The sequence below is a fragment of the Pseudomonas sp. RIT-562 genome, from assembly GCF_026241895.1.
GTDB lineage: Bacteria > Pseudomonadota > Gammaproteobacteria > Pseudomonadales > Pseudomonadaceae > Aquipseudomonas > Aquipseudomonas mandelii_F.
In genome coordinates this window covers 89,559-102,152 of the sequence record NZ_JAPJIV010000017.1, presented here as the reverse complement: position 1 = coordinate 102,152, position 12,594 = coordinate 89,559, and the positions used below count along the sequence as shown (strand labels likewise).

The following is a 12,594-nucleotide window of genomic DNA, read 5'->3' as shown; positions in this document are numbered from 1 at the left end:
AACCGGATGGTTTGAACGATCAAATTCCGCTTTTTACCGTGCTCCAGACTCGCGTCATCGCGCGCATGTCCTTGGCATCCTGGGTCTTCTGCGGGAACAGGCGCTCGCGGGTCTCGTCATCGGGATAAATCGCCAGGTTGTTGCGCACTTCGGCGTTTACCAGGGGCGTGGCGGCCGCGTTGCTGTTGGCGTAGTGGATGTAATCGGTGACGTCGGCCATCACCTGGGGCTGCATCAGGTAGTCGAGGAACTTGTGCGCGTTAGCGACATGCGGCGCGTCAGCCGGGATGTACATGTTGTCGAACCAGATCAGGCTGCCTTCCTTGGGTATGAAGTACGCCAGGTTGATTTTCAGCTTGGCTTCTTCGGCACGGGCCATGGCCGTGGCGTAGTCGCCGGACCAGGTCATGGCCATGCACACATCGCCATTGGGCAGGCTGGTCAGGTAGTTCACCGAGTCGAACTTGCGAATGTACGGGCGCACCGACAGCAGCAACTCCTGCGCGGCTTTCAGGTCTGCCGGTGCAGCACTTCGCGGGTCGCGGCCGAGGTATTTCAGGGCCAGGGGAATCACTTCGGTCGGGGCATCCACCAGGGTCACTCCGCAGTCGGCGAAGCGCGAGACGATCTTCGGATCGAAGATCATCGCCAGCGAACCGATGGGCGCGTCCGGCATGCGTTCCTTGATCTTGTCGACGTTATAGGTGATGCCATTGCTGCCCCAGGTGTAGGGCGCGGAATACTGCGTGCCGGCGTCAAACCCCTGCAGGTCCTGCAGCACCTTGGGGTCGAGGTTGGTCCAGCCCGGCAGCAATTTCTTGTCCAGCGGCTGGAATACTTTGGCCTGGATCAGGGGGGGGGCGAGGGAGGCGTTGAGCACCACCAGGTCATACCCGGAATGCCCGGTAAGCAACTTCGCCTGCACCGTTTCGTAGGCATCGAAGGTGTCGTAGATGACCTTGATGCCACTGGCTTTTTCGAAGTCGGAAATGGTTTTCTCGCCTATGTAATCCGCCCAGTTGTACAACCGCAGCGTTTTCGCAGCGTCGACCTCGGCGCCGTGGACGCTGAGTGACAAAGGGACAAGGACTACACTGAAAATCAACTTGAAAGCCTTGCGCATGGCACATTCACCTTATCAAGCGTTCTTTATGACCGGATGCAGCCACTATTGAGCGATCAGGCGAGCGACGCTATACCCCGAATGGGTGTGTGGCCACCCTAGCGCCCGTAGACATGGCAAAAAGAAGCAGGTGCGTTGACCCGTTTTGTCATAGATCCGGCGCGGGTCTCGCGCTTAGAGTGGCCGACGCACCGAACAACAGAGTCGCTCATGAACGATCTGATCCAGCAGGACCGCAACGCCGGCGTACTGACGCTGACGTTTAACCGTCCCGACAAACTCAACGCGCTGAACAACGCCATGTACACGCAGCTGGCCAACCTGTTGCTGGCCGCAGACGAGGACCCGGCCATCGGCGTCGTCATCATCACCGGTGGCGACAGCTGTTTCACCAGCGGCAATGACCTGGTGGATTTCCTGCAGAACCCGCCCACTCACCTGGACAGCCCGGCATTTCGCCTGATGCAGGTGGTGACCCAGCTGCAAACGCCACTGATCGCGGCGGTGTCTGGCGCGGCTATCGGCATTGGCACAACCTTGCTGTTGCACTGCGATCAAGTAGTGGTCAGCCGCAACGCCAAGCTGCGCATGCCCTTCGTCAACATCGGCCTGTGCCCGGAATTCGGCGCCACGCTGCTGCTGCCGCGCCTGCTTGGCCACGCCCGCGCCTCCCGTTTATTGCTGCTGGGTGAAACCCTGAGCGGCGCCGACGCCGTGCAGTGGGGCCTGGCCAATGAACTGTGCGACGACGGCGCGCAATGCCTGGTTGCCGCCCGGCAACTGGCCCAACGCCTGCTGGCGTTGCCGCAAGGGGCATTGCGCCAGTCCAGGCAATTGCTCAAACAGGCTTCGCTGGCGGAACTGCAAGCCACCATACGCCAGGAAAACCTGCTATTTATCGAACGCCTGAACACTCAGGAAGCGCAAACAGCGCTGAACGCCCTGCTCAATCGCAGCACTGAAAAGAATCCGTCGAAAGGAACACCCCCATGAACACTCCAGAAGTTTTTGTCGTCAGCGCCGCTCGCACCGCCATTGGCACCTTTGGCGGCTCGCTCAAAGACGTGCCACCGGCCGACCTCGCGACGACTGCGGTCAAGGCCGCCTTGCAGCGCTCGGGCGTCGATCCGGCGCAGATCGGCCACCTGGTGATGGGTAACGTGATCCCTACCGAAACCCGCGACGCCTACATTTCCCGGGTGGCGGCGATGAATGCCGGCATCCCCAAGGAGACGCCCGCCTACAACGTCAACCGCCTGTGCGGGTCCGGCTTGCAAGCGATCATCAGCGCCGCCCAGACCTTGCTGCTCGGCGATGCCGAAATCGCCATCGGCGCCGGTGCCGAGTCCATGAGCCGCGGGCCGTACCTGCTGCCATCGGCGCGCTGGGGCTCGCGCATGGGCAACGTCCAGGCCATCGACTACATGCTCGGTATCCTGCATGACCCGTTCCACGGCATTCACATGGGCATCACCGCCGAGAACGTCGCCGCGCGCAACGGCATCACCCGCGAAATGCAGGACGCCCTCGCCCTTGAAGATCAAAAACGTGCGGCGTTTGCTATTGCCAATGGGTATTTCAGCGAGCAGATCGCTACGGTGGAAATCCAGGGACGCAAGGACACCATCCTGTTCAACGTCGACGAGCATCCTCGCGCAACCTCCCTGGAACAGCTGGCGCAGATGAAGCCGGCGTTCAAAAAGGACGGCTCGGTAACGGCGGGTAATGCTTCGGGGTTGAACGATGGTGCGGCGGCATTGGTGATGGCCACCGGTGATGCGGTGCAGCGCAATGGCCTGCGTCCGCTGGCGCGTTTGGTCAGCTATGCCCACGCCGGCGTCGAACCGGAACTGATGGGCCTGGGACCGATCCCGGCGACGCGCCTGGCGCTCAAGCGCGCGGGGCTGTCGGTGCAGGATATGGACGTGGTAGAAGCCAACATCGCGTTTGCCGCCCAGGCTTGCGCCGTCAGCCAGGAGCTGGACCTCGATCCGGCCAAGGTCAACCCGAACGGCTCGGGGATCGCGCTGGGGCATCCTGTCGGCGCGACCGGAGCGATCATTGCCACCAAGGCGATTCATGAACTGCAGCGGATTAACGGCCGGTATGCGCTGGTGACGATGTGCATTGGCGGTGGCCAGGGGATTGCGGCGATTTTTGAGCGGGTTTGAGGATGGGCCCTATGTTTTGAGCGTCGGGCTCGCTTTATCGCTGAAATGAGCGGTAGAGCTGCTCACGGCAGAGGCCGAACACTCCCATTTCAAACAAGGGGCGCCAAAAAGGCGCCCTTCTTGTACCTAGGCCTGCCCCTGCAGCCTACGACCGACAGCATCCATCAAGTCGCAACAAGGCAGCACCACCTGCGCTAGCTCGCTGCGCGCCAGTGGCAACCGAATGCAAAACTCAACGCCGTTTGACTCATTTTTCGGGCAATCCCACTGGCGGATGCAAATTGTCGAGCGCGCGGTTGACCAATAGCTCGCTCAGTGCGGACAGCTGCTGGATGGCCAGGATCACATGGCGACGTGGGCCTTCCAGTTCGCGGGCCAGGTCGGTGGCCATGACGCTAAGTGAGGCGAGGGTTTCCGAGGCGTGACACAGCATGGACTCGGTATCTACATCTGGAACCACGGCGAAGAAGTGGCTGGCCGGTTCGGGACGAGCGGAATTGCGTAGGGGCACGCTGACTAGCTGTTCGGCGACTTTTGTGGTGGCGGATAGACCGACGGTGCTATCGAGTGAAAAGTTCGGGTTTGCTGCGGCATTGGGTACAGTCTTTTTCACACCTGAGCTCCTTGCAAAAATAAATAACGCGCCCCACTCGTTCATCCGGGACTCGATGAGCGACTGTACGCGTATTAACGGCAAGGGAAAAACAATATAACCCAAAACAATAACCATTAATCAAACTTTTAAACAGATGTCCATTATGATGATTAATACTGATTAAAATTTAAACAGCCATATCAATGGGACTGTGGCCAGCGCTGAAGCAGAACGATATTGAGGTCTCCAGAGCTTCAGATGAAAAAAATCAACACCTTTCCGTAGGAAAATTCCCAAACTCAAGACCAATTTACTTTACGAAACATTATTTAACGTTCTACCAGGGTGCGAAAGCCCCGATCACGTACATAATTCAGAACAAAAAATGAGTGCAGCGCATTTGACTCAGCTTCTTATCCAACATGGAAGATTGCTTAATAAAAATAATGGTGATCAAAAATGCACAGAAAAGAGAAAACAGAAAACTTAAGAAATAACATCAGATACTTAATAAAAAGCCGCGGCACAACCCAGCTCTCTCTGTGTAATTCAGCGGGCTTAACCCGAACAACAATTTATAACATCCTGGAAGGTAAAGTCGTAAACGTCCAGCAATCAACTGTGCGCAAGATTTCTGATTTCTTTGGAGTTTCGTATAAAGAAATCGAATATATAAACCTTGAAGAAAAAGAAGTGATCGAGAGCAGCATATCCGTACAAGGCAATATGAATCCAGCAGCCATCCCAATAATCAAAGAAAGTTTACTTATCCAGAACCTAAACAAAAGAATTGGCGAGCTAGCGACACTTTACCCCCTTACCTACTACTTCGGCAGCGCATGCAATTTGATCGGCGTCCTTTTGGAGTGCGAAATTACAGGAGCCCATGAACCAGGCGACTTGCTAATCATCAATAAGAGCTTGGTAAATTGCGATCGACAGAAGCTGATATACAACAGATCCACAGAAAAACTTTATATAACCACGAACAGTTTTTTACCATCAGATGATTTTTGCGTAGTGGGAGCAATCATCGAGGAAAGATTTAATGGCTAAAGATGATTCAGTCGAAAATAGCAGATATAAATTGCTTGGGTTTGAAAATGACAAAAAACTAGCCATTATCATGATTATGTCAACTGGAAAGATTATAAAAATTTCATTAAACGAGTTAATAAAAAACGAGATACTCGACAATTTGAATAAAGCAGAAATAAAAACTATATATAGAAAATTCTACTCTGGCGGGACTGCGCCATCAGCATATGAAGTGAACGACCGCCACGAAAATTCATGGATGATTTTTGTTGCGCTAAATTTGCTGCTTTTCAGCTTGTATATATTTACCAATTTCGCAGCCGCAAAACCTTTTTACATAGAGCGATTAGGCACCATTATTACACCCGGGACATTTTTATACCCACTGACATTCTTGATAGTCGACTTATTAAACGAATTTTACGGCTTCAGATTGGCAAGAAAAGCAATCCTCTTCGCATTTTCCAGCAACGCCTTGATATTTTTTCTCTTGAGTGCCACGAGCTACCTTCCAGATCTGCCGGGGTGGCAACTCGATAATGCTTACGGGGAATTGGTCACCCATATTACATCCGTATTGGTGGCATCCTCCGTCTCCTTCCTATTCTCCGAATACGCCAACTCCTACTTGCTGTGCAAAATCAAAGAGCTGACAAATTCTAAATATCTTTTTATTAGAGTATTTCTCAGTAGTTTTTTTGCCGTGGTAATAGACAGCTTTCTTTTTTGCATCATTGCATTTTATGGCACTATGCCAGACAGCGAAATAATGCATATAATTTTCATTCAAATAGCGATAAAAATGTGTTTTGCTATTTTTAATATATTACCCGCCTACGGTGCGCGGGCCTTGTTCAAGAAACACGTAGCTGAACTCAGAACTGCGTAAGGCTTGTTAAGGAGTTAACAACAAGCCAACTCCTCAGCTGAACGTCTGAAGAGATCGCGTTTCGAACCTGTTGATTATGGATAGGCATTTGGGCGTGGTCACGGCGGCAATGGATACAGCGAAAACTTCGTCCTCCGCTTGGACGAGTCCGGCGAAAGTACATGGGAGGTGGCGTTTGTGAGGGCGTAAGGAACGACATCCCTGTCGTTTCGAGCTTTGCCACTGCGAGCAAGCTCACTCCTACCAGTTACATCAGAGGTTGCCCTCGTCGACGCCTGCCTGCAGCGCCTGGGTGTCGAATCGGCTGCCTACGCTGACCGGGCCGAAGTTGAGGGTTTGCAGGTCGCTGGTCGACTCGTTCGACGTGTTGCCACCTGCGGCCGCTTTTTGTGGCAGTTCCAAACCGGCCTTGATCCGGTGATCGAGGTTGCTCAAGGTGGTGGTATCGACCTTGGAGTCGCCCAGGTCAACGCGACCCTCTGGCGAGGCGATGCGGGCCCCCGTCAGTTGCGTTGCGCCGGCCACGGCGAGGTTTACGCCTTGGATACTATTGATGCCGGAGACCTGGCCCACGCTGTCCTTGTACGCATAGTCGCCGTCAAACTTGAGGGTCGGCTTGTAATCAAAGGCCTTGGGGGTGGCGTTCGCTGTGAGACTGTCGGGCTCGACCGCTGCAGGTTTCTTGCCGGTCAGGCTCAGGTCAACATCGAAGCGTTTGTGGTTCAACTGGTCCTGACGGCTTTGCACCTTCAGGTCGCCACCCACCTTGCCGCTGACCGCATCGGCATCGATCCGCGCCCCCGCCAGTTGCACGTCACCGGCGCTGTCGAGCACTACGCGATCGGCCTTCGTCAGGCTGTTTTGCGCAGTGGTGCTGCGCAGGTTGTCGATCCCCACCTTGGCCTGGCCATTGAAGCCGTAGTCAGTGGACGCAAGCCCATCTGGAGCTGCGGCTGTCGGTGTGCTGCCGCCCAGGTTACCACCGCCTTTGAGCTCGACATTCCAGTTGTCGCGGGTCTTGCTCGACTGGGCCGATTCGAGATTGATCCCGCCCTCCCCAGCGACCAAACGTACGTCCGGTGCACCAGATTGCGTGCCCTCCAGGCGAATCGACTCACCACCCAGGGTGATCCGTTCCTGGCTGGAGATCTTGCCGCCCGCCAGGGTACTGGAGGTTTCATTGACCCGGCCAACGTTCACGTTGGCGTTGAGCAGGCCCTTCTTCTCATCCGTCATCTCGCTACTGGTTTTGCTGCCGCCCAGGTTCAGGCCGCCACCCAGGTTAAGCCCGCGAGTCTGTTCGGTGTCGGCGGCGGCTTGCAGGTCGAGTTTGCCGTCGCTGATCAGCTCAATCGGTGCTGGTGTATCGATGGCTGTACCTTGATGAACCTGGTCGCCGCCACTGTTCAACTGCACTGGACCGCTGCCCTTGATACTGGCGACCCGGGCCTGGCTGTTATCGGTGCTGGCATTTTTGTAATCCAGCTGGACGCCACCGCCCACATCAATATTGGTGCCCTCTGCCCCCGGCAAGGTACCGCCTTTCACCCAGGCACTGCCGCGCAAACTGGTATCCTCGCTGCGCTCACGGTCGTTGGCCTGGTTCATCACCAGGTCGCCACCGGTCTGGACCTTGACGCCGGCCTTGCCACCGTCCAACTCGCTGCCCTCGAACCGTCCGTCACCGCCCAGCTCGATGTTCACACCCTGGTTGCCGGCATAGCGCCCGACTACCGCAGTGGACGTCTCTTTGTGCACGCGGCTGCTACCGCCTTCGCCGCTGCCAGTGACATTCACGTCTTCGCCGGTGGTGGTGTAGACGCGCACGTCGACCTTGGCATCCACCGCCGAGTCCGTCCGGTTGTGGGTGTTGCTGGCCGCTTCGGCGATCAATTGCTCGGCGCTGATGTTCAACGCACCGTTTTTCGCATCCCAGCGCGTCCCCTCGTCCCGGAGCGTGCCTTTGACGTTGACGTCCAAGGCGCCACCGGTGATCTGGCTGACCAGCGCGTTGCTGTTGTGCTCTTCGGAGCCAGCGCTTTTGTGGACCAGGCCAAGGTCGATCCCAACGTTAGGTTTGCCCAATTTGCCCAAGGCTTCGATGTCCGGCATGTTGCCGGTGAGCACGTCCTTGACGGCGCCGATAAGCGGCGGGACGATGTCTTTGTATTCAACGTTAATACCAGCATCGACTATGGAGTTGTTTTCCGTATGAGAGCTGTCGTCGGTGTCCTGCGCCGTCCGGTTTTCGACTTCGTCTGCCTCCAGTTTTACTCCCTGGTTGCCAGTCACCTGTGCCCCTGCGGTGACTAACTTGTCGGCAGTGATGTTGACTTGGCCACTGCTTTCAACTGTGGTGGTCTGGGCGGTGGTTTTGCTGGTGGTGTCCTTCGACGCCGAATGGCCGATTTCGGAGCCGCTGCCCAGGCGATCGACGCCGCCGGTGACGTAGAAACCACCACCGGTGGTGCTGTTTTCCAGCGAAGTGTCGAGGCGGTTGTTTTCCTCCAGGAGTTCGACCGTCTTGCCGCTGAGGTTCACATCACCCTTGGTGGCTTCAAGTTCGGCGCCTTTGATTTTCAGATCGCCGCCGGCGCTGACCTGCAATTGGCCACCGCTGAGGATGGATTTTTCATTGAGGGTTTCATTACGGCGCTCGGTCTTTTCATTGCCCGCGTACCGTACACCGGCACGGTACTGACCGGCGCCATGTTCCTTGGCGTAGCCGTCAAAACCGCGATCCTTGGTGGTGTCTGTGCGGTTGGTCTGGTCCTGCGCCGAGCTCACCTTCACGTCTTCCTGCGCATCGGCAGAGAGCGTGCCACGCGCCTTGATCGTCGAACCGACGACCTCGATGTCCTTGCGACTCCTGACGGTGAGGTTGCTGTCAGAGCTCAACTTGCTGCGCAGGGCGGTGCTGTTATCGCTGTCGTGGCTGGAGACTTTTTGCACGATGCCGAGGAATTTGTTGTCCTTGTTGTAGGTTGAGGATCGAGAAGTCTGCTCTACCCCGTCGACGACCAGCGATCCAACGTCGCTGATGACGGCCGAATCGGTAGCACCGCGAGCCTGGCTGCCGCTCACATGCACGTCGTCGGCCTTGATGATCAGACGACCCGATGCGTTGATGGCGCTGCCCTGGTGCCAGGTTCCCAACTGATCTTTCTGGTCCTTCTTGCCGAAAAATGCACCGCCGACCAGATCACCGCGGTAACGGTCATCCTTTGCGCTATTGGTGCGGGTGGTGGTCGCGATTTCCACGCGTTCTGCGGCCATCTGGATGTCGTGATCACTGTCAAGCTTGGCGCCTTCAGTGCGCAACAATTTGCCGGCGGACAAGGTGATGTTGTCGCCCAGCAGCTCGGTGATCACGCTGTTCTGTTCCTCTGAGCGGGTTTCCCAGTTTTGCCTCCAGAGAAACTTGCGCTCCTTACCCTCATGGATATCGGTAACGCTTTCGGTCGCGGCAGTGAGGCGCAGGTCCCCGGCACTGTCCGCCAGCAGCTGCTGCCCGGCTTTGATTTTGGAGGCCTTGATGTCCATGTCGGCGCCCGATGACAGATGCACGTCGCGACTTCCCGTGACCCGGTTGCCGTGATGACGCAGTTCGGTGTGAGTCTGCTTTTGCTCGAAGTTTTTTTTCCAGGTACCTGGATCTTGTTCGAACGTCTCACGAATCTTGCGACTTTCTACAGTCGTCAGCGTCAGGTTACGTCCAGCCTGAGCCTGGACATCCCGGGCCGACACATCGGTGGCGGCCAGGGTCATATCGCCGCTGCTGTGCAGGCCGATATCGCCCTGGCTACTGCTGAGGCTCGCGCGGATAATGCCGCGCTCGTTGGGTGCAGCCTTGCCACTGATCACCAAGTCGCCTGCGGAACGAATCTGCACACCGTCGCGGCCATCGACCTTGACCGCACCGACCCGCACGCCCGCGCCATCAGCGGTACTGACTATATTGATGCGTCCGGCCTGCATGGCTCCGAACAATTTCGCATCGATACGCCCTTCTGCGCTGTGCCCGATAGGGTCGACATACGTCACCCGGCCACTGGGATAGTCCACCGAGTTGCGTCCCAGGGTCACGTTCAACTGATCCCGGGCGGCGATCTTGCCCTCACTGTCGATGCGCGGCGCGATCAGGTTGATCGAACCTTCGCGGTTGTGCAGGCCGGCACCCTGAATCGCCAACTCGCCGCTGACATTACGGGTGCTCAAGGCCTGCAACTGGCCGTCGATGATTTCCGGACGCCCGACCACCAAGTGCGCGTTCGGCGTGTTGATGAAGCCGCCACCGTTGACCGACAGGCCATTGGGGTTGGCCAGCACGTAATCGGCAGAACGGCCGAATATCTCCTGGGTACCGTTGATGGCCGAGGCATTACGGCTGATCACTTCGTTGAGAATCACACTCGCCGCCTGGCCCTGGAACTGCGGGTTGGCGGCCAGTTGCCCGGCCAGTTGCGACGCGCCGGCCTGCAACGCGTTGTTCAACACCAGGCCCTGACGATCGACGTTGTAGTCGAGGAACTGGTTGTGCGACAGGCCCGATCCGTTGGGCGCAACAATGTTGACGATTGGCACGCCGTTGCTGGTCTGTAACTGCGCGATACCCCCCGGGCCAGGAGCAACCACGATCCCCTCGGCCAGCACATTGGGCAACGGCACGACGAGCAGCAGGCTGGCAATTGCCCAACGCAGCTGGCCTCGTGGCGATAGATGAAATGCGAATCTTTGTGCAGGCATAAAAACCTCTCAATTCAGGTGCAGTGTCGCGGCGCGCAGGAAGGATTGCCGTGGCTGGCGCGCACAGGACCAGCGACGGGTTTGTGGTGCTCAGATCTGCAAACCGACACGCATCAGCCATACCGCGGGCTCGGTTCTGAAACCGTCAGGCGTGTTGAGGCTGCGTTGGTAATCAACGTCCACTTGCAGGTTTTTCCAGGCGAAATTAACCCCCAGGCCAGCGCCATTCAGACGTTGGCTGGGGGCATCGCGATCGGGCTTGATCCAGCCGCTGTCCAGGCTCAGGCGTGGGGTGATGCGCAGCGGTTGATCTGTGCTCAGCGGCAGGCGCAGCGTGTTGCGCCAGACGGCGCCCGTGGCTCCGGATGTGCTGTTGAGCCGATAGCCGCGCACCGCTGAATCGTCGGTGCCCAGCAGTTGTTCGATGGCGGGCAGCGGGTCCTGGCTGTACTGCACGTTAAGCTGGCTTTGCCACTGCCAGACTTGCTGTCCGAGCTGGCCATTACGCCACTGGCCGAGGCCGGCGCGGTACTTGCGAAACTGTGCCCTGGGTTGGCGTGTGTTCTGGCGATCAGCGTCATCATCCGCGCCGAACCAACGCAAGCCCTGGGCGTAGTTGACGTCCAGGTTCCATATCGCGCTGTCGAGCCAGAACAGGTTCAACCCGGCCTCGGCTACGGTGAGGGTCGGGCTCTGGATGGCCAGGCGGACATCCTCGACAAAGCTGTCGACATCCTTGTGCGCCAGCTGCAGGTTGGCGCTGAGCAGCTGGTTCTGGCCGCGCCATAACACCCGGTCGGCGCGCAGGGCGAACTGATCGCTGGTCCCGTCGGTTTGCAGACGCAGTGCGCCGATCTTGAACGGCGCCCGATATTCGGCATGACTGGCCAATACACTCCAGGTCCAGTAACCGTAGGGGACGGCGTAATACAGGCTGACGCTGCGGCCGAACCGGTCGCCGTGGTTGAGCGTGTCGCTGAAACCGACGCTCAACACATCGTTTAACTGCAGCGGAGAATCAAACACCAGGCTCGAAGTGCTGCGGTCACGGCCAGTCCTGGCGCTGCCGAGGTTGTCCAGGCCCAGGTTCAATACCCAACGCGATTGGCCGGCAGTCCGTGGTTTCAGGATGATCCGCGAAGCACCGGGCTGCTCGCCGGGGACGATGTCGGCGCTGAGGTCGAACGAGCGCAGGCGGTTCAGTTGATCCAGCCCCTGCTCCAGATCCCGCAGGTTAAGCACCTTGCCGAGCATGCCCGGGAATGCGCCAGCGAGGGAAATGGGCAGGCTCTGATCCGCGAGCTCGATGGCTTCGACGTAACCTTCGTCGACCAGGATATCCAGGGACTGCCCGGCTGCAGGTGGGGCGCTCAGGTAGGGTCTACTGGCGATGTAGCCCGCCTGCACGTACAGCTCGGTGATGGCCGCCAGTAACCGATTGATCTGGCTGGGCCCCATGCAGGACATTACCAGTGGACTGATTTTGCGGTCGAGGGCTTGCCGGTCGATCAGCGTTGCGCCACCGACTCGCACCCCGGACAACGGCCAGCAGCGCTCATCGGCAGCGACGCCAGCGGACTTGATCGGCACTTCTGGCCCTGCCCCCAAGCTGCCACGCTCCAGTTGGCGACTGCGCTGTTCCAACTGCAATTGCTGCAGGTCGCGCTGTTGCTGCTGGTGCTGGCGCAACACCTCCTGGCCGGGCGTTGCCAATTCGGCGGCATACAACGGCGATGCACTGAGCCCTATCAGCAGCGATGCCGCAAGGTACGAGCTGGGGCGGGGATGACGAGGTACAGCGCGAATGAAATTCGGCACCTGACTTCCTGACGGTTCTGAAAAAGCGTGGTGCCCTTTCGTCTATGGAATTCATCGTCAGGGGGCGGCTCGGGCTTATGCAATATCGCGATTACACTTCTTAAACACATCTAACATTTTGTATAACCTGACCTCTGTGCCTCACATTTTTCCTTCCAGATTCCTACTTCTTCTCTACGAATTTCCCTACGCACAGCGGCCTACATCTGACAGT

8 protein-coding genes are annotated in these 12,594 nt (G+C 57.6%); 4 read left to right on the top strand and 4 right to left on the bottom strand.

The window, feature by feature from the left end; translation table 11 throughout:
- Positions 1 to 19 precede the first annotated feature (19 nt).
- Positions 20 to 1,123 (bottom strand): polyamine ABC transporter substrate-binding protein, encoded by a 1,104-nt coding sequence (locus ORL50_RS19930; protein WP_266017470.1) that lies wholly within the window; start codon positions 1,121 to 1,123, stop codon positions 20 to 22.
- A 210-nt stretch (positions 1,124 to 1,333) separates the two neighbouring features.
- Between ORL50_RS19930 and ORL50_RS19925 the strand changes: the two genes are divergently transcribed.
- Entirely contained in the window at positions 1,334 to 2,116 is a 783-nt protein-coding gene (locus tag ORL50_RS19925) for an enoyl-CoA hydratase (RefSeq protein WP_266017469.1), read from the top strand.
- A complete protein-coding gene (locus tag ORL50_RS19920; RefSeq protein ID WP_266017467.1) occupies positions 2,113 to 3,294 on the top strand; it encodes an acetyl-CoA C-acyltransferase family protein in 1,182 nt (393 codons plus the stop codon). Before ORL50_RS19925 ends, ORL50_RS19920 begins: the two co-directional genes overlap by 4 nt.
- A gap of 247 nt (positions 3,295 to 3,541) precedes the next feature.
- Here ORL50_RS19920 and ORL50_RS19915 read toward each other — a convergent pair whose 3' ends face one another.
- Positions 3,542 to 3,907 carry a DUF6124 family protein gene (locus ORL50_RS19915; protein ID WP_266017466.1) on the bottom strand — a complete coding sequence of 122 codons (366 nt, stop codon included), beginning with the start codon at positions 3,905 to 3,907 and terminating at the stop codon, positions 3,542 to 3,544.
- A 441-nt stretch (positions 3,908 to 4,348) separates the two neighbouring features.
- On the opposite strand from ORL50_RS19915, the gene ORL50_RS19910 reads away from it, so the two are divergent.
- Positions 4,349 to 4,945: a helix-turn-helix transcriptional regulator gene (locus ORL50_RS19910; protein ID WP_266017464.1), complete on the top strand. Its 597-nt coding sequence runs from the start codon at positions 4,349 to 4,351 to the stop codon at positions 4,943 to 4,945.
- Positions 4,938 to 5,816, top strand: coding sequence for a queuosine precursor transporter (locus ORL50_RS19905; protein WP_266017462.1), 879 nt, complete (start codon positions 4,938 to 4,940; stop codon positions 5,814 to 5,816). The genes ORL50_RS19910 and ORL50_RS19905 overlap by 8 nt, the downstream gene beginning before the upstream one ends.
- Before the next feature lie 252 nt (positions 5,817 to 6,068).
- Here the strand turns inward: ORL50_RS19905 and ORL50_RS19900 are convergent, their stop codons facing one another.
- On the bottom strand, positions 6,069 to 10,562 hold the full coding sequence (locus tag ORL50_RS19900; protein ID WP_266017461.1) for a hemagglutinin repeat-containing protein: 4,494 nt from the start codon (positions 10,560 to 10,562) through the stop codon (positions 6,069 to 6,071).
- Between the two features lie 90 nt (positions 10,563 to 10,652).
- Complete coding sequence (locus tag ORL50_RS19895; RefSeq protein ID WP_266017460.1) at positions 10,653 to 12,380, bottom strand: ShlB/FhaC/HecB family hemolysin secretion/activation protein; 1,728 nt, start codon at positions 12,378 to 12,380, stop codon at positions 10,653 to 10,655.
- Between the last annotated feature and the right edge of the window lie 214 nt (positions 12,381 to 12,594).